This window comes from Kutzneria viridogrisea DSM 43870, assembly GCF_000525635.1.
Classification (GTDB): Bacteria; Actinomycetota; Actinomycetes; order Mycobacteriales; family Pseudonocardiaceae; genus Kutzneria; species Kutzneria viridogrisea.
Genome location: NZ_CP007155.1, coordinates 5,325,017 through 5,343,388 on the forward strand (window position 1 = coordinate 5,325,017; position 18,372 = coordinate 5,343,388).

Below are 18,372 nucleotides of genomic sequence, written 5' to 3' on the forward strand. Positions count from 1 at the left end.
TGTGAGCGAGGCCCCACTGATGAACGGCATCGCCGACAAGGGCTACAGCTACCTCCGCTGCCGGCGCTACCTGCACCGGCGCGGGATCGAGGTCCGCATCGCGCGTCTTGGGCCGCCTACTGATTGACTTGCTCCGACTCGTGCAGCAAGAGTCGTGAGACCAGGATTCGTGACAGGAGACTCTGATGGGTTCGTTCGATGTGCCGCTGGACGACGAACGAACCCAGCTCGATGCGTTCATCGAGGAGTATCGCAGTGCCATCGAGGTGACTCTCGACTGCCTCACCGAGGAACAGGCCCGCCGCCAGCTCGTCTCCTCGGCGACGACGTTGCTCGGGCTGCTCAAGCACGTCACGTGGATGCAGCGGGTGTGGTTCGAGGAGTGCGTCGGCGGCACCTCCCGCCGGGAGCTCGGCCTGGTACGGACTCCGGATGAATCCTTCCGGCTCTCCGAGGACGACACCGTCGCCTCGGTCACGGCAGCCCACCGGGAAGCCTGCGCCACGGCCCGGAGGACGGTCGCAGACCTGTCACTGGACGCCGTCGTGACCGGCCACCGGGCAGGACCGCGCACGCTTCGCTGGGTGTACCTGCAAGTTCTGCGGGAGCTGGCCCACCATTGCGGACACGCCGACATCCTGCGCGAACAGGTACTTGCCGACTGAGTTCTGAGACCAAGTCCCAGCGGGCTGGCGGTTTGGTGCCGCCGTCGGCCAACGGTCACCACGCTGGCCGCGGCGGTACTGGTCAGGACTCGCCGTGCCGCTGGAGCTTGGCCAGGGTGAGGACCTCACCCCGGATGCCCCAGCCACCGTCGGCGACCTCGTCCACGAGCACCATCGTGTTGTCCCGCACCCGGTCGCCGAAGGTCTCGGCGTACAGGTCGGTGACCTTGGTGATCAGGTCCTCCTTCTGCTCGGCCGTGAGCAGACCGGCGGGGACCTTCAGGTTGGCGAACGGCATCGTGTCTCCAGTGCTCTTGTGCTGTGCTGCGGTGTCCACCCTGAACCGGCGAACGCCGGGCAACCAGGGGGTGCCGTCCCCTGGCTGCGCCCGCCGCGGGCCGGGATACTGACCGGGTGAACCTGCCTGAGCTCGGGGCCTTCCTGCGGTCACGGCGTGCGCGGATCAGCCCCGCGGAGGTGGGGCTGCCCACCGGGTCCCGCCGCCGGGTGCCCGGTCTGCGCCGCGACGAGGTCGCCCAGCTGGCCGGTACCTCGGTGGACTACTACACCGAGGTGGAGCGCGGCCGGGGAGCTCAGCCGTCCACGCAGGTGCTGGCGGCCCTGGCCCGCGCGCTGCGCCTGGACGCCGACGAGCGCGATCACCTGTTCCGGCTCGCGGGCCGCGCGGCACCGGAGGCACACGGCACGGCGGTGCACGTGCAACCGGCCATGCTGACCCTGCTCGACCGGCTCGACCAGACCCCGGCGCAGATCGTCACCGACCTGCACGAGACCCTCGTGCAGAACCGCCTCGCCGCGGCGTTGATGGGCCCGCCCGCACACACCGAGGGGCACGCGGCCAGCTTCGTGTACCGCTGGTTCACCGAGCCCGAAAGCCGGCTGCTCTACCCGGTGGCCGACCACCCGCACCACTCCAGGGTCCTGGTCTTCGACCTGCGGGCCGCCGTCGCACGCCGTAACCACGACGCACGGTCCACGGAGTTGGTGCACCTCCTGCGCCGTGCCAGCCCGGAGTTCGCCGCGCTGTGGGACACCGGCGACGTCGCCGTCCGCCGCGGTGAACGCAAGCGCGTGATCCACCCCGTGCTGGGCGTGGTCGACATCCAGTGCCAGAACCTGTTCAGCGAGGACGGTCGGCAGCGGCTCCAGTTCTTCACCGCCCCGGTGGGCAGTCCCGCCGTCGAGCAACTGCGCAGGCTCGCCCGCATCGGCGACCGGGAGCTCACCCCTGCGAGGTGAATCGCGCAGGACGTGCATGACCTGCGCATGAGGTGGGTATTCGGCGCCCATGTGGATCTCGCTGCTGGTGCCCGTACTGCTGATGGTGCTGACACTGGGCTTGGCGCGCGTCGAGGAACGGGTCCTGCCGCAGTCCTCCGGCGCCGCCCCGCTCGACCCCGTCCGACATCGCGGGCACAAGCTCCCGGTGGGGCGCTGCACGTGCGGCGGGCCGGTGCGCCGTTCCGCCTTCCCGACGGCCAATCGCAGGCCCGCCAAGGCGAATCGCCGGATGTGCCGGTGCCGCCAGAGCCGACCGGTCGGCTGCGGGGTGGGTCCGGTCGGGCCGACCGCCGCGCTGCCCCTGGCGCGCTCCCTGGACGCGAGGGCCCGCACGCACCGCAGCCGCGAACGGCGCGTGCTGGTTCGGCCAGCCGGGTAACACCGGGAGTCGGCACCTGGTCGGCCGGGTACCCCCGTGGTGACGGGAAGTGCTTGCCGCGAAGGGGTTGGTGGCCATGACCCAGGTGATGAGTGATCGACAGGTCCTGCCGCTGCCGCGGACCGGTCCTCCCCCGTTGCGCCAGGTCCGCTCCTGGACCGCAGCCCTGCTGGACGAGCACCCGGCCGACACCCGCGACGACGTGGTCCTCACCGCGAGCGAACTGGTGCTCAACGCCTACGAGCACGGCGAGGCGCCCGTCGAACTCGCCCTCGTGCTCGGCGAGGGCAGCACGGTCCGGGTCGAGGTGAGCGATTGTTCGGCCCAGCCACCGAAGGTGCGGTCACCTCGGCCCGATGAACACCGAGGCCGGGGTCTGGTCATGGTGACCGCGTACGCCAGCCGCTGGGGCTGGCGGCCCACTGCCGAGGGCAAGGCGGTGTGGGTGGAGTTCGCGCCACACCACGCCCTCAGGAGTCCTGGGACTGGCCTCGGGTGAGCGGGGGCGTACCGGTCAGGAACCCCAGCGTGCCGGTGATGTCCAGCAGGCGCTCGAACGCCCGCGAGCGGTTGTCCAGGCTCAGACCGGCGTTCGCGGCCAGCAGGTGACGGCGGATCTGCAACAGCACGGCCAGTCCCCACGAATCGCACACGCCCAGCCCCGCGCAGTCCACGCGCAGCTCACGCAGCGCGGGCCGGTCCTGGATGTGCCGCACCGAGGAGCGCAGGAGTTCGTCGGCGCTGTCGTAGGTGAGCTCGCCCTCGACCACGACCTGGCAGGTGTGCTCGTCCGGCGCGGTCCAGGTGCAGGTCAGTCGGTGGGACGTGGTCATGCGGGCTTCCCGGGCTCGGCGACAGCGGCGGTGTGGCGGCCCACCTGCGCGCGGGCCCGGGCGAGCATCTCGGTGGCCCGGGGGAAGTCGCGCAGTTCGACCTCCAGCAGGCGCACCGCGGGTACCAGGGACTGCACGGGTACGCCGCGGGCGGTGAGGATGTCGGCGGTCCAGGTCAGGAAACCGCCGAACAGCGCGGGATCGCCCACGTAGAGCGCCGTGGCGAGGAACTCGACGATGTGCGCGAGGTCGTCGGCGGTGTGCTGGCGCTGGAGGTCGGTGTCCTGGCGCATCGCGGACGTGTCCCGCTCCAGCCCGGTGAACACCGCCTTGACCAGTTGGGCGGAGTTGCGCGAGACCATCGTGTACTCCTGGTCGGCCAGGTGCGGCAGGTGGTCGAGCACCTGGTGCCCGCCGGGACCGGGACGGGGCAGCGGTTCGGCGCTGAGCCGGTCGGCCGCCGCGCGGGCGTCGGGCTCCCAGGCCTCGGCGCCCAGCAGCCGGGCGTACCGGCCGTCGGGTCCGAACGCGGCCCCGCCCGCGATCACCGGCACCCCGGCCGCCTGGCAGGCCGTGATGGTGGCGTGTGCGGTGGGCAGCCGGGTCGCGATCGAACTGGACAGCGCGACCGCGTCCGGTCCGGTGCGGTGCAGGTGGGCGATCAGGTGCGGGGCCGGCACCTGCGCTCCGAGGTAGTCCACCGCGAAACCGCGCAGGGTCAGCACCTCGGCCAGCAGCCGCGCGGGCAGGGCGTGCCACTCCCCGTCCACGCAGGCCACCGTCACCCGGCCGCGCGAGTCCGCACGGCGACGGCCGGGGCGGTGGGCCAGCGCGGCGATCACGCGGTCGTTGATGGCGGTGGCGGTGTGCTCCTGGGCGACGGTCAGCCGGTTGGCGGCCCACTCCTGGCCCACGGTGCGCTGCACCGTGCCGATGACGTCGAGCAGCAGGCTCTCCTCGTCCAGCCCGGCCGCCAACGCCGCGGTGGCGACCTCGCCCGCGGCGTGCTCGTCCCCGTCGCGGACCGCCGCCCACAGGGCGTCCACGTACTCGCGCAGCTCGGCACGGGGTGGTGCGAGGCTCATGCGGTGTACCTGCCGCGCCCCTGCCCGCCCACGGCCGTCAGGTGCTGCCCGCGCGGCGCGGTGATCGCCAGCACCGCCATGTCGTCGTGCCCGCCCCGGCCGATCCACTGCGCGGCCAGCATGTGCACCCGTTCCACCACGGCCTCCGCGGGCATGCCCCCGCACTCGGCCAGCACGCGGCGCAGGCGGTCCTCGCCGAACATCTCCTCGCCCAGCGGGCCGCCCACGGCCTCGGTGACGCCGTCGGTGAACACCAGGCAGGTCTCCCCCGGGGCCAGCGCGATGTGCGCGGTCTCGACCACGACCTCGGGCAGCACCCCGATCAGCGGGCCGCGGGTGGGCACCTCCTCCACCTCGCCGGTGGCCCGCACGATCAGGGGCGGCGGGTGCCCGGCACTGGTCACCCGCAGGTGGACCTCGGGCCCTCGGCGGACCGCGGAGGCGAGCACGAGGGTGACGAAGCGCGTGCTGTCGGCGCTGAGCAGCGCGTCGTTGAGCAGGCCGAGCAGACGGGAGTGGTCCTCGGCCATCGGCAGCAGCGCGTGCAGGGTGGTGCGGATCTTGCCGGTGAGCACGGCCGCCTCCAGGCCCTTGCCCGCCACGTCGCCGAGCACGGCCAGCGACTCCACGTCCTCGTCCGTGCCGGGGTGCACGTCGTAGAAGTCCCCGCCCACGCGTTCGCTGTCCAGCGAGGCCCGGTACCTGCCCGCGAACTCCACCCCGCGGATCTGGTGCAGGACGGGCGGCAGCAGGTCGCGCATGAGGGTGTCGGTGATCGAGACCTGCTCGGCGAACATGCGCGCGGCCGACATCGCGGCGCCCGACCGCGCCGCGAACAGGCGGGCGAAGACCTCCTCGTCCTGGCTGAACACCGCGTGCTCGGCGGCACGCAGCAGGACGAGCGCGCCCGCGGGAACTCCGTGACCGGGCAACGGGGTGACCACGATCGAGCCGACCTCGCCGAACTCCCCGGGCACGAGCCAGGCCGGGGCCGCGGCGGGGTCGATCCACCGCGAGGGCACGGGCGGGAAGCCCTGCAACGCCTCGGCCAGACCGGGGACCTCCTGCGGATCGACCTGGAGTTCCACGTGCGCGGGCTCCTCGCCGCGCAGGCAGCGCACCGAGGGGAACACGCGGCGATACGAGGGGGCGATCACGAACGCGGCATCGGCCAGGTGCTCGGCCGCCAACTGCGCGACCACCTCCATGCAGCGCCGCAGGTTCAGCGAGGACAGCAGCGCACTGGACGCCTCGGTGAGGAAAGCGGTGCGCGCACGTTCCAGGCCCAGGGCGTGCCGGGCCAACTGGGCGTCGGTGTCCTCGACGAGCCACCACACCACGCTGTCCCCGGCCAACCGCACGGGGTGGGCCTCGAAGCTGCGCTCGCCGATCCGCCCGGTGGGCTGTGGTCGGCCGCCGGTCCCGCGCTGGTCGAGGAACCCGTGGTGGGCGTCGGTCAACCACGAGGGCAGGCCCTCCTCCAGCGTGCTGCCCGCTTCGAGGTGGGCGAACACCGTGCGGGCTGCCTGGTTGGCCGCGTGGACCGATCCGGCGGCGGTCACCACGACAGCGGCCAGCGGTGCCTGGTCCACGGCCGGGGCGAGGGCCGCGGCGGACAGGGGCAGGACCTGTTCGGTCTCAGTCACATGGACAAGGCTCGCGGTGCGGGCCCCTCACCTCTCACAACTCGACTACAGAACTGAGCAATCCATTGTCCCTGGCCCCCGGAAGGCGTGCAACCGCGCCCCGGACGGCCACCTGCACACCCTTGTACAGCAATTTGTCATCTCGGCACCCGAAACAGCGGTGGCAGGTAGCGCAACATCAGCGTGGACCACACCAGGTGGGTCACCACCGGTGCCAGCACACCACCGGTGACCCGGCGCTGCACAGCGAACAGCGCGCCCATCACGAGCGAGGCCAGCACCAGCGCGGGGTTGCGGGTCGCCGCCGTGGCCAGCGCGTACAGGGCCGTGGACAACGCGACCGGGTGCTTGTCCTGAACGGCCTCGTAGACCGCTCCCCGGAAGAACAGTTCCTCGGCGAGCCCGTTGGCCAGGGTCGTGGCCAGCACCCACCGGTCCGACCCGCGGTGGGCGTAGCTCAGCACGCCGGTGATGGCCCGGTCGAGCACCGGAACCCGCCGGGCGAGCAGCGCGCAACCGTAGAACGCCGCGAAGGCGCCCACCCCGAGCAGGGCCGGGCCGACCACCGGTCCGCGCAGGGAGTTCGCGCGCACCGAGCCGGAGGCGAGCCCGCCCGCGGCCCACACCCCGGCCACCCCTGCCGTCATGCCGTAGAACCGGGCCGTGCCGGGTTCGGTGGACAGCGAGGCCCCGAGCAGCGCGGAGCCCGTCACCAGGGTCGCGGCGACCAGGCCGCGGCGGCGTCCGGCCCTCACGCGGACCGCTTCTGCCTGGCGCGCTCGCCCAGGGCCAGCAGCACGGCGCTGTCGTAGTCCATCGGTTCGAACGGCACCAGCTCGCGGATACCGTGCTCCGCCACGACGACCTCGTTGCTCATCGAGTCCACCAGGGACCGGCCGGTGCGCGCGTCCACGTCGGTGACCAGGGCCAGCCACAGCGAGGACAGCCGCGGGGACAGCAGCGGCACGGGGACCACGACCAGCGGGCGCCCCTGGATGGCGGCCACCCGGCGCATCATCTCCAGGTAGGTCAGCACGTCCCGGCCGCCCACCTCGAAGGTGCGCCCGGTGGCCGCGGGGTCCTCCAGCACACCGACCAGGTAGCGCACCACGTCGTCCACCGCGATGGGCTGGGTCCGGGTGTGCACCCAGCGGGGCGTCACCATCACCGGCAGGTGCTCCACCAGTTGGCGGGTGATCTCCCAGGAGATGCCGCCGTGCCCCACGATGATGCCCGCGCGCAGCGTGGTCACCGGCACCCCCGCCTGGCCGAGCAGGTGCTCCACCTCGCGGCGGCTGCGCAGGTGCGCCGACAGCTCGTCGGAGTCCTCGCCGAGCCCGCCGAGGTAGATGATCCGCCGCACCCCCGCCTCGGCCGCGGCGTGCGCGAAGGTCAGCGCGGCCTCGGCGTCCTGCCGCTCGAAGTCCACGTCGTCCAGTGAGTGCACCAGGTAGTAGGCCGCGGCGCAGTCGCGCAGCACGGGCACGAGCGAGTCGCCGTCGTGCACGTCCCCGCGGACCGGCTCGCCAACTCCTCGGTACGCACCCGGCTTGCGGGTCATGGCGCGGACCTGGTGGCCCGCCGCGTCCAGTGCCACGCACAATCGTGACCCGACGAACCCGGACGCCCCTGTCACCACCACTGGCATGCCACGACGATCCCCCACCCGCGCGGGGTGCGCGACCTGTCCTGGCCGGTGGTCCACTCCCACACCGCCTCCTCCGGGTCCGGCTCGGTCCTCTGCGGCCGCTGCGCCGCCGTGGTCGTGCACGGCTACCCCGCCCGGCGCGACCGAAAACACGTTCGACGCGGGCCTCGGTGCTCACCGCTGGTGCCAGGATGGGTCGTGCAGGTGAGCAGGAGCGGACTTCTGGAGTGTGGCTGTGGGCAACAACGGTGACCTGGTCGCCGAGCGCTACCGGCTGGTGTCCCGCGTGGGCAGCGGGGCGATGGGCGTGGTCTGGCGTGCCGAGGACACCCTGCTGCACCGCGACGTCGCGGTGAAGGAACTGCTCGTGCACCCGGGCATGAGCCAGGCCCAGTCCGACGAGGCCCGCCGCAGGGCCATGCGGGAGGGCCGGATCGCGGCGCGGCTGCACCACCCGAACGCCACCGCGGTCTACGACGTGGTGCAGCACGAGGGCCGCCCCTGCCTGATCATGGAGTACCTGCCCTCGCAGAGCCTGGCGGACCTGCTGGCCGCGCAACCGGTGCTGCCCGCGGCGCGGGTGGCCCGGATCGGGGTGCAGTTGGCCGCTGCGCTCGCCGCCGCCCAGAAGGCCGGGGTCGTGCACCGCGACGTCAAACCGGCCAACGTGCTGCTCGCCGCCGACGGCACCGTCAAGCTCACCGACTTCGGCATCTCCCAGGCGACCACCGACGGCACGATGACCGGTACCGGTCTGCTGGCGGGCACCCCCGCCTACCTCGCCCCGGAGATCGCCCGCGGGCAGGAGGGCGGCTTCGCCAGCGACGTGTTCTCCCTCGGCGCCACGCTGTACGCGGCCGTGGAGGGCGCACCCCCGTTCGGCGTGGACAGCAACCCGATCGCCCTGCTGCACCGGATCGCCACCCAGGAGGCGACCGAGCCCGCGCAGGCCGGGCCGCTGACCGCCCCGCTGGTGGCCATGCTGCGCCAGGACCCCGAGGACCGCCCGACCGCGCAGCAGGTGCACGAGGTGCTCAGCGCGGTGGTCGAGGCCGCCGCGGCCGAGGTGCCCGCTGCCGCCGCACCGGACCAGCAGCGGCGCAGGCGCGTGCTGCTGCTCGCCGCGGCGGCCGTGGTCGTGGTGATCGGCCTGGCGGTCGTGGTGGTGCTGAACACGCCCAACCAGAGCCCGGCGGCCGACGGGCAGCCCCCGGCGGTCACGACCGGTTCCGCCAAGCCGACGACCACCGCGCCCACCACCACGACGACCACGACGACGACCACGCAGCAGCCGCCCCCGTCCACCACGACTCCGTCGACCACGACCGCCGCCCCGCAGGACCTCTCGGCCCAGCTCACCTCGGCGATCACCAGCTACTACGGGCTGGTGCCGCACGACCTGGCCCAGGGCTGGAACCGGATGACCGCGGGCTACCAGCAGGGCCACGCCGGTGGCTACGCCGGTTACCAGGGCTTCTGGCAGCAGTACACCAGCGCCAGCGCCTCCGACGTGGTGGCCAGCCCGCCGGACCGGGTCACCGCCACCATCGCCTACGTGCACCGCGACGGGCACGTCACCCAGGAGCGAACCCAGTTCGGCCTGGTCCAGCAGGACGGCCAGTGGAAGATCGCCAGCTCGGCGGTGGTGGGCTGAGGCCGCACCGCCCTGTTGATCATCAGGCTACGGTGGTCGGGTCGTCGAAGCTGGAGGCAGGCATGCCCGAGTGCGCACGTCCGGACCTGTCGCGGTTCGACCCCTTCTCCGCAGATTTCCAGCAGTGCCCGTCACCCTGGTACCGGGCACTGCGCTCGGCTGCTCCCGTCCACCTGGTACCCGAGTACGGCCTGTGGTTCGTGACCTCCCGGGCCCTGGTGCAGCACGCGCTGGAGCGCCCGGAGGTGTTCTCCTCGCGCTTCGGGCAGCCGCAGTCGGCGAGTTCGCCCGCGGTCGCGGGGCAGGTCGCGGCGATCCGTGCGGAGGGCTGGCCCACCGTGCCGACGATCCTGACCGAGGACCCGCCGGCGCACCACCGGTTCCGGCAACTGGTCGCCCGTGCGTTCACGCCCCGACTGGTGGCCAGGCAGGAACCGGGCATCCGTCGGCTCTGCGCGGAGTTGTTCGACACCGTCGCCACCGGGGAGGAGGTCGAGTTCGTCAGCCGGTTCGCGGTGCCGTTCCCGATCGCGGTGATCGCCGACGTGCTCGGCGTGGACCGGGACCGGCTGCCCGACCTGACGCGCTGGTCGCGGGCGCTGGCCGAGAGCATCGGGGCCCGCGTTGACGACGAGAGCGAGCTCGCCAACGCGCGGTCCACGCTGGAGTTCCAGCGGTTCTTCGCCAACCAGCTGGACCAGCGGCGCACCGACCCCCGGGAGGACGTGCTCACCGGTCTGGTCAACGCCCACCGCGACACGGCGCAGGTCACCGACGAGGCGCTGTCCACGGCCGAGAGCCTGAGCATCATCACGCAACTGCTCGTCGCCGGGAACGAGACCACCGCCAAGCTGCTCACCAGCCTGCTGCACGAGCTGGGCCGGTCCCCTCGACTGTGGGCGTGGCTGCGGGAGGACCCGCTCACCCGCGCCGATCCGCTGGTCGAGGAGGCCCTGCGCCTGCACAGCCCGGTGCAGGGCATGTTCCGCGTCCTGACCCGGTCCACGGAGTTGGGCGGGGTGGAACTGCCCGCCGGGGCGAGGGTGGTGCTGTGCTTCGCCTCGGCGAACCGGGACGCGCCGGACTCCACGCACCCGGACGTGCTCGACCCCGAGCGCGGTGACGGCGCCGGGCACCTGGCCTTCGGCCACGGCATCCACTACTGCCTCGGCGCGCCGCTCGCCCGGCTGCAAACCCGCGTGGCGCTGCGGGAACTGGCCGCCCGGGTCGACTCGATCAGCCTCACCGGCCGCGATGACCGCTACACCCCGAGCTTCCTGTTGCACGGGCTGAGCACCCTGCACTGCCGACTCACCCCATCGGACTGATGGTTCGACTAGGCCAGTCGGGCGATCAGTGCGGGGTGGCGGTCGACGCCCGCGGTGGGACGTGTGACACCATCGCTGACCGACAGGCGCTCACAGTAAGTGACCATCGGCGACGGGGTGGAGTCAACTTGGGAACGCGCTCACGACGAACCGCGCTCATCGCGCTGACCTCGCTGACGCTGGCCCTGACCGCGGTACCGGCGGCGCACGCGGCGAGCGCGTCCTGCCGGGAGGTCGACCTGCCGGTCAGCCTCACCCGGGGCCAGGCCGCCGGTGAGCACGTGCACGGGCGCCTGTGCCAGCCCGCGGGCAGCCACCCCCGCACGGTGCAACTGCTGCTGCCGGGGCTGACCTACGACCACACCTACTGGGACCTGCCCGACCGCGAGGACACCGGCCGCTACTCCTACACCCGCGCGGCCACGGCGGCGGGCGCCGCGACCTTCGCCCTCGACCGGATCGGCACCGGGGCCAGCTCGCACCCCACCGGGCTCGCCGTCACCGTGGACAGCAACGCGTTCGTGGTCCACCAGGTGGTGGCCGCGCTGCGCTCCGGGGCGGTCGACCCCGCCGGGTTCGGCTCGGTGGTGCTGGTCGGCCACTCCTACGGGTCCTGGGTGAGCTGGTACGAGGCCAGCGACTACCAGGACGTGGACGCCGTGGTGTTGTCCGGGATCAGCCACCAGATCAACCTCACCGCACCCGTGCGGCTGCTGCCGAACTTCTACCCCGCCGCCCTGGACCACGCCTTCACCGGGCGCGGCCTGGACCCGACCTACCTGACCAGCCAGCCGGGGCAGCGCTACATGATGTTCGCCGACCCCGCCCCCGTGGACCCCGCGCTGCGGGCCTACGACGAGGCGCACAAGCAGACCGTGACCGCGGGCGAGATCGCCAACTTCCCGCTGATCCTGGTGCGCCCGCTGGACATTCGGGTGCCGGTGCTGCTGGTCAACGGGACCGAGGATCGGCTGTTCTGCGGGGTGCCCGGCGGAGCGGACTGCTCCAGCGCGCAGGCGCTGACGGCGGCCGAGCGGCCTCGCCTTGGCGGGCGGGTGCCCTCGGTGGACGCCTTCGTGCTGCCCGGCTCGGGCCACGACCTCAACGAGGCGCCCAACGCCCGCGACTGGTTCGCCGTCGCGCAGCGCTGGATCGCCAGGACAGCGCCGTGAGCCCGGAGTTGTTCCCGGACGACGCCGCACTGCGCGAACAGCCCTCGGTCGCGCGCATCTACGACTACGTGCTGGGCGGTGGCAACAACTTCGCCGTGGACCGGGCCGCCGCCGAGAAGATCCTGGCGGTGTTCCCCGGTTACCGGGAGTTCGCGCTGGCCAACCGGGCCTTCCTGCTGCGCGCGGTCAGGCGCCTGCTCGACCTCGGCATCCGGCAGTTCCTCGACCTGGGCTGCGGGCTGCCCACCGTGGGCTCCGTGCACGAGATCGCCCACCGCACCGCGCCGGAGAGCAGGATCGTCTACGTGGACCGGGACCCGATCGCCGCGGCGGCCTGCTCGATGCTCACCCTGGGCGACGACCGGATCGGCGTGGTCGAGACGGACCTGCGCGAGGTGGACTGCGTGCTGAAGTCCCCCGCCGTCACCGAACTGCTCGACCTGGACGAGCCGGTCGGGCTGCTGATGGTCGCGGTGCTGCACTTCCTCACCGACGACGCGGAGCTCACCGACACCATGAACGCCTACCACGAGCGCCTGGCCCCGGGGAGCTGGCTGGTGGCCTCGCACGCCACCGGCGACAGCCTCGGGCGCACCTCGACCGCGGCGGCCGAGGAGCTGTTCGCCCGCTTCGGCGTCCGCGTGGCCGCACGGACGCAGAGCGAGTTCGCCTCGCTGGTGCCGCCGTGGCAGGCCACCAGCGAGGGCGTGGTGCCCACCAACACCTGGCGGCGTGACGGTCAGCTCGACAAGCTGCCCACCGCCAGCCTCGGCTACGCGGTCATCGCCGCGCACGGCGGGTCCGGGGGCTGAGCCTCAGGGACGCGTCCTCACACGACGCCCGCGATAACCGTGGTCACGACCTTGCGGACGGCCTCAACCCCCGGCGGGGCGCTTTCCCGGTCGGCGAACAGCAGGTGCCCGGCCCCGATCAGCGTGGGCGCGAGCGTGTCGAGGTCGGCGTCCGCCGCGATGCGGCCCAGGTCGCGCTCCGCCGCCAGGTACGAGGCGATCATGGCTGCGGCCTCTGTCACGAGCGGGATGCCCGTCGGCCAGTCCCGGCGCAGTCGGGCGCGCAACTCGTCCCGGAAGATGAGCAGGGCCACGATCGCCACCGCGACCGAGCCGAACAGGGCCGTCAGCGCACCGGTGAGGTTGTCGACGACCGTGCCGGTCCCCGCGGACTCGCGCAGAGCGGCGGCCTGGCCGTCCAACCGGCGCACGCGGTCCAGCACGAGCTCGGCGAGGAAGGCGTCGAAGTCGGTGAAGTGCCGGTGCAGTACGCCCTTGGCGCAGCCCGCCTCCTCGGTGACCGCCCGGCTGGTCAGCGCGCTCGGCCCAGCCCGGAGCAGAACGCGCTCGGCGGCGTCGAACAGCTGCTCGCGCACGTCCCGGATGGCCACCCCTGTCGGCACCGCACCTCCACTCGCCCGGCCGCACCCGGTTGCCGAGTGGGCGCGCGCCCACCATACCGTCGTCGCGAACGCCCTCCCCGCACGCGACGGAATGGAGCTGATCTGCCATGGCCAAGTACGTGATCGGTCCGGACGTGGCCCTTCGCCTGGCCCGCGACCAGGCCGTGATCGCGGAAGGGCACCGGATCCTGGCCCCGACGCTGCTCCGCTCGCAGGCGCTGTCGCTGCTCTACCAACAGGTGCACCGCGGTGAGTTGACGAAGCAGGAGGCCGCGCGAGGCTTGGACTACCTGCGCGGGCTGCGGATTCGACTGCTCGGCGACCGCGTGCTCCAGGCCACCGCCTGGCAGGTCGCCGACCGACTCGGATGGTCCGACACACTTGTCGCCGAGTACGTCGCGCTGACCCAGCTCCAGGCAGACGCGTTCATCACGCTCGACGCACAACTCGCCCACGCCGTGCAGCAGCTGGTGACGGTCGCACCGATCGACGTCCTGTTCTGACGCGCTCATCGGGCAGCAACCCGCACCTGGGGCAGCGCGGGTTCGGGCAGGGTGCGGAACAACAGCCAGGCCAGGGCGGGCAGCACGACCAGCGGGGCGAGGGCCACCTGGAGGGAGGTCGCATCGGCGAGCCCGCCGAGCACCGGACTGGCCAGGCCGCCGATGCTGACGGTCAGCCCGAGGGTGATGCCGCTGGCGGTGCCGACCCGGCTGGGCAGGTAGTCCTGGCCGAGGGTGACCTGGAGGGAGAACGGCACGTAGAGCCCGGCGGAGGTGAGCGCCACGAACAGGTAGAACGCCGGACCGGGCACGAACACCACCCCGGCGACGGCGGCCACGGTGAGCAGGTACGACCGGCGCACGGTGGTGACCCGGTCCCAGCGGTTGGCCAGGCTGCCACCCAGCACCGTGCCCACCGCCCCGCCGAGGTACAGCACGAACAACGCCGCCACGCCCGCCGAGGTACCGCCCCCGGTGCGCTGCTGGGCGTAGAGCGAGATGAACGTGCTCAGCCCGACGAACACGACAGACCGGCAGACCACCGCCAGCGACAGCTTCACGAACGAGGCCGTGTCGTCGGGGACGATCGGCGCCGCCGTGCTCGAACTGGTGCGTGTCGACCGGCCGAGTGCGTGCAGCACCGGCAGGCACAGCACGCTGCCCGCGAGCGCCGGGATCACCAGCAGCGGCGTGAGCCGCAGACCGCCGGTGGCGACCACGGCCGCGACCAGGACCGGCGCCAGGGCGAAGCCGATGTTGCCGCCGAGGGAGAACCAGCCCATCGCGGTGTGGCTGCCCTGGCTGGCGATGCGCGCGACCCGGGCGGACTCGGGGTGGTAGGCGGCGACACCGATCCCTGACACGGCAACGAAGAGCAGGGTCAGCGGGTAGGAACCGGTGATGCCGCTCAGCGCGATGCCCACCCCGCCCAGGACCGTGCTCACCGGCAGCAGCCAGGGCAGCGCCCTCTTGTCCGTCACCGCGCCGAACAGCGGCTGCGCCACCGAGGACAGCAGTGAGGCGGCGAGCACGATGCCGGACGCGGCGGCGTAGGTGTAGGCGCGTTCGGCGATGAAGAACGGGATGAGCGAGGCCACGGCGCCCTGGTAGACGTCAACGCAGGCGTGCCCGACCGACAGCAGGATGATCGACTTGTTGCTCCGCACCCCGTCATGCTGACCGGCGGGCCGCCTGTCGCGCTTCCGATAAACTGCCAACCAATGCAGCAAACCCGCCACCAACCCGTCGCGCCGACCGACGCCCGCCTGCTGGCCCCCGGGGACGCCATCGACGCGCACCGGCACGACGACCACCAGATCGTCTACGCCGCCCGAGGGGTGCTCGCCGTCACCACCGACGCCGGGTGCTGGGTCGCCCCGGCCACCAGGGCGATCTGGGTCCCGGCCGGGACCGTGCACGCCCACCAGGCACACGGTGAGCTGGAGCTGCACCTGATCGGCCTGCCCGCGACCGAGAACCCGCTCGGCCTGGACCGGCCCACGGTCCTGTCGGCGGGGCCGCTGCTGCGCGAGCTGATCCTGGCCTACACCCGCGCCCCGCACGAGGAGAGCCCCGAGCGCGGACGCCTGCGCGCGGTCCTGCTCGACCAGTTGCGCGCCGCGCCCCAGCAGCCGCTGCACCTGCCCACGCCCACCGATCCCCGGCTGCGGGCGGTGTGCGCGGTGCTGCGCGCGGACCCGGCCGACCCTCGGACCCTGGCCGCACTGGGCAGGCAGGTCGGCGCCAGTGACCGGACCCTGGCCCGGCGCTGCAAGGCCGAGCTCGGCATGACCTTCCCGCAGTGGCGCACCCAGGTACGCCTCTATCGCGCCCTGGTCCTGCTGGCCGGGGACACCCCGGTGACCGCCGTGGCGCACGCCTGCGGGTGGTCCTCGGCCAGCGCGTTCATCGAGGTGTTCCGCCGCGCCTTCGGGCACACGCCCGGCGTGCACCGATAGCGGGCTCAGCCACAGCGCCAGTACGTGGCCTGGCCGTTGCGCCTGCCCGCGATGGTGCCGTCCTCCCCCGCGGTCCACAGCTCGGCGTCGGCGCCCAGTTCGCTGTCGAAGGTCCCCAGCCGCCACACGGCCGAGCGCTGGGCGGTGTCCTCGCCGATGATCAGGCCGGAGCTGGTGATGTCCCTGGCGCTGTTCGCCCTGGGCAGCAGGGTGATCGTGCCGTCACGGTCCCACAGCACGCCGTGCTGCGTTCCCGAGATCGTGGCGCTGCCGACCACCCGGCCGCCCGCGATGGCCTGCACGCTCAGACTGGTCGCCCCCGCGGGCCTCGGCAGCGCCGTGACCACTCCGTTGCGCCACAGGAAACCCGGCCTGTCGTCACCGAGGTTGCGGCTGAGCAGCACGGTGCCGTCCGCGTCCATGTCCACCGCCGCGGCGTTGAGCCAGTCGGCGGGCAGACCGGGCAGCACCTCCATGGTGCCCGGCCGGTCCGCGGGCCAGCGCACCGGCAGCAGCCGGTTCTGCCCGGAGGAGTCCGGGACCGAGCCGAAGCCCACGATGTCCCCGTGCTCGTTGATGGCGTAGGCCCTGCTGATCCCCTTGCCCGGCAGCAGCTCCACCTTGTCACCCGTGGACCGCAACGCCTGCGGCACCGGGTAGTGGCCGCGCACGCCCTCGGAGCCGACGAGTGTGCCCGCGCTGTTCACCCCGTCCACCGAGTGCATGCTGGAGGTGTGCCCGACCAGGTTGCCGAAGTCGGTCAGCTTGCCGTTCTTCCACAGCACGAAGTGGTACTCACCTCGTTCGGCCACACCGGCGTAAATGCCGTGGCCGTCCGTGGCGTACACCGTGGAGCCGGACACATCCGTGGGCACCGGCAGGGCGGTCGGCCGCCACGTGCAGGCGGCGGCCGAGGCGTTCGGCGCCGGAACGAGCACCGCGGCGGCGGTCAGCAGGGCGACGAGCGGCAGTCTCATGTCAGGTTCCCCCAAGGTCGATGACACGCACAAGCCTGCTCGTGATCCTCTCAGTGCTTTTCCCATACCCGTTAGGCCGGAAGGGTGCATTCACACCGCGTTGAGCATCCAGTGGCTGAAGGTCGCGTAGCGCCGGGCGAACTCCTGCGGGGTGCGGTACGCCGCCACCGCCTCGGACAGCGCCCGGACCCGTTCGTAGCGCGGGATCCGCTCCAACTCGTACGCCGCAAGGGCTTCCGGCACCGCCCGCGCCGCCAGGTGGCGGGCGAGTGCGGCGGCGTCCTCGACCCCCAGCGAGGCGCCCGCGGTGACGTGCGGGGACATCGCGTGGGCGGCGTCCCCGGCCAGGGCGACGCGCCGCGAGGTCCAGCGGGACAGTGGCGGCACGACCATGATCGGATTGTGCAGGACCTGTTCCTGCGCAGTGGCCTCGATCAGGTGCAGCAACCCGTCGTTGACCTGCCGCGCGCGGTGCAGCGCTTCGGCTTTGGGCGTGCCGGTGGGCGCGGGCGAGCCGAACTGGGACACCAGCCAGTACACGCCGCCGTCGTGGGTGCGGGCGTAGCCGCCACGGCATCCGTGGCGCCCGACGGTCATCACGCCGTCCCCGACCCACACGGCGCCGGGAGGCAGCACGGCCCGCCACACGTGGTGGCCTGGATGCGGTTGGGCGCCCGCCTCCGGGACCAGGTGCGCGCGCACCGCCGAGTGCAGGCCGTCCGCGCCGACGAGCAGGTCGAAGGCCTCGCTGGCCCCGTCGGCGAAGTGCACGGTGACCCCGTCGGCGGTCTCCTGGTAGCGCGCGACACGCGTACCGAGCCGGATCGTGTTGCGTCCCAAGGCACTGGCCAACACCGCGTTGAGGCGCGGCCGGTCGACCAGCAGGTAGGTGTGGTCCTCGACGGCGAACCCCGGCGTGTCGATGAGCCGCCCGGCCGCGTCGTGGAAGCGCATCGAACCGGGCCGCCCGATCACTGCGATCTGGTCGGCGACACCGAGGTGCTCGAAGACCGCGAGCGCGTTGGCCCACAGCCCCAGCGAGGTGCCCGTGGCCCGGATCTCCTCGGCCCGCTCGGCAACCGTGACGTCGAAACCGTTGTGGCGCAGGGCAAGGGCGGTGGTCAGCCCGACAATGCCGCCGCCCGCGACCAGGACCCGACTCACCGACCACCGTCCACGATGGACAGAGCGAAGGGCTTGCGGCCGCGGTTGCGCAGGATCGAGGGCACCAGCAGCACCAGCGCTTCCGTGCCGCGAGCGGTCGTGATGTCGCCGAGGTCCTCGATCCAGGCTGGCGGCCAGCCGAGGTCGGCCAGCAGGCCGCGCACGACGGCCTTGGCGGCGGGGTCGTTGCCGGAGACGAAGGCCGTTGGCGGGGAGCTCAGGGCTCGGGGGTTGGCCATGACGGTGAAGAACATCGTGTTGAGCGCCTTGACCACGTGCGTGCCGGGCAGGGCTTGCTGGAGGTGCTCGGCCAGGCTGCTGCCGGGGTAGACCAACCCGGCGGGCATGCCATCCGGTCCGCGCAGGGTGGCATTGGAGACGTCCACGAGTACCTTGTCCCGCAAGGCATCGCGCAGTGCCTCCAGTCGCCGCACCGAACTGTCACCCGGTGTGGCGTTGATGACGACCGCTGCGCGCCGGACCGCCTGTTCGGGTTCGGCGAACTCCACGGGTCGACCGGTCCAGTTGGCCGGGGCCTCGGCGGGGTTGCGGGTCCCGACAAGCACGGTGCGCCCGGCCTCCGCGAGCTTGTCGGCCAGCACGGCTGCGACCCGACCCGATCCCAGGATGGCGGTGGTGTTCAT

22 protein-coding genes are annotated in these 18,372 nt (G+C 72.7%); 11 read left to right on the forward strand and 11 right to left on the reverse strand.

What is annotated here, in order from left to right:
• The first annotated feature begins 1 nt into the window (after position 1).
• Together KALB_RS50220 and KALB_RS23505 are read left to right on the forward strand one after the other, a co-directional pair.
• Complete coding sequence (locus tag KALB_RS50220; protein WP_420811786.1) at positions 2–127, forward strand: hypothetical protein; 126 nt, start codon at positions 2–4, stop codon at positions 125–127.
• Between the two features lie 58 nt (positions 128–185).
• Positions 186–665: a DinB family protein gene (locus tag KALB_RS23505; RefSeq protein ID WP_025358157.1), complete on the forward strand. Its 480-nt coding sequence runs from the start codon at positions 186–188 to the stop codon at positions 663–665.
• Between the two features lie 82 nt (positions 666–747).
• On the opposite strand, the gene KALB_RS23510 is transcribed toward KALB_RS23505, so the two are convergent.
• Positions 748–963 (reverse strand): tautomerase family protein, encoded by a 216-nt coding sequence (locus KALB_RS23510; protein WP_025358158.1) that lies wholly within the window; start codon positions 961–963, stop codon positions 748–750.
• Between the two features lie 116 nt (positions 964–1,079).
• Between KALB_RS23510 and KALB_RS23515 the strand changes: the two genes are divergently transcribed.
• The 3 genes from KALB_RS23515 to KALB_RS23525 all read left to right on the forward strand — a co-directional run bounded on the left by KALB_RS23515 (position 1,080) and on the right by KALB_RS23525 (position 2,845).
• Entirely contained in the window at positions 1,080–1,925 is an 846-nt protein-coding gene (locus tag KALB_RS23515; protein ID WP_025358159.1) for a helix-turn-helix transcriptional regulator, read from the forward strand.
• Between the two features lie 49 nt (positions 1,926–1,974).
• Positions 1,975–2,346 (forward strand): hypothetical protein, encoded by a 372-nt coding sequence (locus KALB_RS23520; protein ID WP_025358160.1) that lies wholly within the window; start codon positions 1,975–1,977, stop codon positions 2,344–2,346.
• A gap of 88 nt (positions 2,347–2,434) precedes the next feature.
• On the forward strand, positions 2,435–2,845 hold the full coding sequence (locus KALB_RS23525; RefSeq protein ID WP_158510792.1) for an ATP-binding protein: 411 nt from the start codon (positions 2,435–2,437) through the stop codon (positions 2,843–2,845).
• On the opposite strand, the gene KALB_RS23530 is transcribed toward KALB_RS23525, so the two are convergent.
• The 5 genes from KALB_RS23530 to KALB_RS23550 all read right to left on the reverse strand — a co-directional run bounded on the left by KALB_RS23530 (position 2,817) and on the right by KALB_RS23550 (position 7,558).
• Positions 2,817–3,179 (reverse strand): STAS domain-containing protein, encoded by a 363-nt coding sequence (locus KALB_RS23530; RefSeq protein ID WP_025358162.1) that lies wholly within the window; start codon positions 3,177–3,179, stop codon positions 2,817–2,819. The genes KALB_RS23525 and KALB_RS23530 overlap by 29 nt on opposite strands.
• The gene (locus KALB_RS23535) at positions 3,176–4,264 is read right to left on the reverse strand and encodes a cobalamin B12-binding domain-containing protein (RefSeq protein ID WP_025358163.1); all 1,089 of its coding nucleotides are present in this window, start codon (positions 4,262–4,264) and stop codon (positions 3,176–3,178) included. Before KALB_RS23535 ends, KALB_RS23530 begins: the two co-directional genes overlap by 4 nt.
• Positions 4,261–5,910, reverse strand: coding sequence for a PP2C family protein-serine/threonine phosphatase (locus tag KALB_RS23540; RefSeq protein WP_025358164.1), 1,650 nt, complete (start codon positions 5,908–5,910; stop codon positions 4,261–4,263). The genes KALB_RS23535 and KALB_RS23540 overlap by 4 nt, the downstream gene beginning before the upstream one ends.
• A gap of 137 nt (positions 5,911–6,047) precedes the next feature.
• On the reverse strand, positions 6,048–6,665 hold the full coding sequence (locus KALB_RS23545) for a CPBP family intramembrane glutamic endopeptidase (RefSeq protein WP_025358165.1): 618 nt from the start codon (positions 6,663–6,665) through the stop codon (positions 6,048–6,050).
• Positions 6,662–7,558, reverse strand: a complete 897-nt coding sequence (locus KALB_RS23550) for an NAD(P)H-binding protein (RefSeq protein ID WP_025358166.1) — start codon at positions 7,556–7,558, stop codon at positions 6,662–6,664. Before KALB_RS23550 ends, KALB_RS23545 begins: the two co-directional genes overlap by 4 nt.
• A gap of 235 nt (positions 7,559–7,793) precedes the next feature.
• Here KALB_RS23550 and KALB_RS23555 point away from each other — a divergent pair, with 235 nt between their 5' ends.
• The 4 genes from KALB_RS23555 (at position 7,794) to KALB_RS23570 (ending at position 12,524) form a co-directional block, all read left to right on the forward strand.
• Positions 7,794–9,212 (forward strand): serine/threonine-protein kinase, encoded by a 1,419-nt coding sequence (locus KALB_RS23555; RefSeq protein ID WP_025358167.1) that lies wholly within the window; start codon positions 7,794–7,796, stop codon positions 9,210–9,212.
• Positions 9,213–9,274: 62 nt separating this feature from the next.
• Positions 9,275–10,540: a cytochrome P450 gene (locus KALB_RS23560; RefSeq protein ID WP_025358168.1), complete on the forward strand. Its 1,266-nt coding sequence runs from the start codon at positions 9,275–9,277 to the stop codon at positions 10,538–10,540.
• A 128-nt stretch (positions 10,541–10,668) separates the two neighbouring features.
• On the forward strand, positions 10,669–11,712 hold the full coding sequence (locus tag KALB_RS23565) for an alpha/beta hydrolase (protein ID WP_025358169.1): 1,044 nt from the start codon (positions 10,669–10,671) through the stop codon (positions 11,710–11,712).
• Positions 11,709–12,524 (forward strand): SAM-dependent methyltransferase, encoded by an 816-nt coding sequence (locus KALB_RS23570; protein ID WP_025358170.1) that lies wholly within the window; start codon positions 11,709–11,711, stop codon positions 12,522–12,524. Before KALB_RS23565 ends, KALB_RS23570 begins: the two co-directional genes overlap by 4 nt.
• Positions 12,525–12,541: 17 nt before the next feature.
• Here the strand turns inward: KALB_RS23570 and KALB_RS23575 are convergent, their stop codons facing one another.
• Positions 12,542–13,126, reverse strand: a complete 585-nt coding sequence (locus KALB_RS23575; RefSeq protein WP_025358171.1) for a TetR/AcrR family transcriptional regulator — start codon at positions 13,124–13,126, stop codon at positions 12,542–12,544.
• A gap of 107 nt (positions 13,127–13,233) precedes the next feature.
• Here KALB_RS23575 and KALB_RS23580 point away from each other — a divergent pair, with 107 nt between their 5' ends.
• Positions 13,234–13,629 carry a type II toxin-antitoxin system VapC family toxin gene (locus KALB_RS23580; protein ID WP_025358172.1) on the forward strand — a complete coding sequence of 132 codons (396 nt, stop codon included), beginning with the start codon at positions 13,234–13,236 and terminating at the stop codon, positions 13,627–13,629.
• 5 nt (positions 13,630–13,634) lie between these two features.
• Here KALB_RS23580 and KALB_RS23585 read toward each other — a convergent pair whose 3' ends face one another.
• Positions 13,635–14,795, reverse strand: a complete 1,161-nt coding sequence (locus KALB_RS23585) for an MFS transporter (protein WP_035968226.1) — start codon at positions 14,793–14,795, stop codon at positions 13,635–13,637.
• A gap of 54 nt (positions 14,796–14,849) precedes the next feature.
• Here KALB_RS23585 and KALB_RS23590 point away from each other — a divergent pair, with 54 nt between their 5' ends.
• Complete coding sequence (locus KALB_RS23590; RefSeq protein ID WP_025358173.1) at positions 14,850–15,587, forward strand: AraC family transcriptional regulator; 738 nt, start codon at positions 14,850–14,852, stop codon at positions 15,585–15,587.
• Between the two features lie 5 nt (positions 15,588–15,592).
• Here the strand turns inward: KALB_RS23590 and KALB_RS23595 are convergent, their stop codons facing one another.
• The 3 genes from KALB_RS23595 to KALB_RS23605 form a co-directional block, all read right to left on the reverse strand.
• Positions 15,593–16,564, reverse strand: a complete 972-nt coding sequence (locus KALB_RS23595) for a hypothetical protein (protein WP_025358174.1) — start codon at positions 16,562–16,564, stop codon at positions 15,593–15,595.
• Positions 16,565–16,654: 90 nt separating this feature from the next.
• A complete protein-coding gene (locus KALB_RS23600; protein WP_042220718.1) occupies positions 16,655–17,728 on the reverse strand; it encodes an FAD-dependent oxidoreductase in 1,074 nt (357 codons plus the stop codon).
• On the reverse strand, positions 17,725–18,372 hold the full coding sequence (locus KALB_RS23605) for an NADPH-dependent F420 reductase (protein WP_025358176.1): 648 nt from the start codon (positions 18,370–18,372) through the stop codon (positions 17,725–17,727). Before KALB_RS23605 ends, KALB_RS23600 begins: the two co-directional genes overlap by 4 nt.

Bases quoted from the DNA above. Each gene is read 5' to 3' on its own strand.
- KALB_RS23505 (WP_025358157.1), top strand. From the start codon at position 186: ATGGGTTCGTTCGATGTGCCGCTGGACGACGAACGAACCCAGCTCGAT.
- KALB_RS23510 (WP_025358158.1), bottom strand. From the start codon at position 963: ATGCCGTTCGCCAACCTGAAGGTCCCCGCCGGTCTGCTCACGGCCGAG.
- KALB_RS23520 (WP_025358160.1), top strand. From the start codon at position 1,975: ATGTGGATCTCGCTGCTGGTGCCCGTACTGCTGATGGTGCTGACACTG.
- KALB_RS23525 (WP_158510792.1), top strand. From the start codon at position 2,435: ATGAGTGATCGACAGGTCCTGCCGCTGCCGCGGACCGGTCCTCCCCCG.
- KALB_RS23530 (WP_025358162.1), bottom strand. From the start codon at position 3,179: ATGACCACGTCCCACCGACTGACCTGCACCTGGACCGCGCCGGACGAG.
- KALB_RS23535 (WP_025358163.1), bottom strand. From the start codon at position 4,264: ATGAGCCTCGCACCACCCCGTGCCGAGCTGCGCGAGTACGTGGACGCC.
- KALB_RS23550 (WP_025358166.1), bottom strand. From the start codon at position 7,558: ATGCCAGTGGTGGTGACAGGGGCGTCCGGGTTCGTCGGGTCACGATTG.
- KALB_RS23560 (WP_025358168.1), top strand. From the start codon at position 9,275: ATGCCCGAGTGCGCACGTCCGGACCTGTCGCGGTTCGACCCCTTCTCC.
- KALB_RS23580 (WP_025358172.1), top strand. From the start codon at position 13,234: ATGGCCAAGTACGTGATCGGTCCGGACGTGGCCCTTCGCCTGGCCCGC.
- KALB_RS23590 (WP_025358173.1), top strand. From the start codon at position 14,850: ATGCAGCAAACCCGCCACCAACCCGTCGCGCCGACCGACGCCCGCCTG.
- KALB_RS23595 (WP_025358174.1), bottom strand. From the start codon at position 16,564: ATGAGACTGCCGCTCGTCGCCCTGCTGACCGCCGCCGCGGTGCTCGTT.
- KALB_RS23605 (WP_025358176.1), bottom strand. From the start codon at position 18,372: ATGAACACCACCGCCATCCTGGGATCGGGTCGGGTCGCAGCCGTGCTG.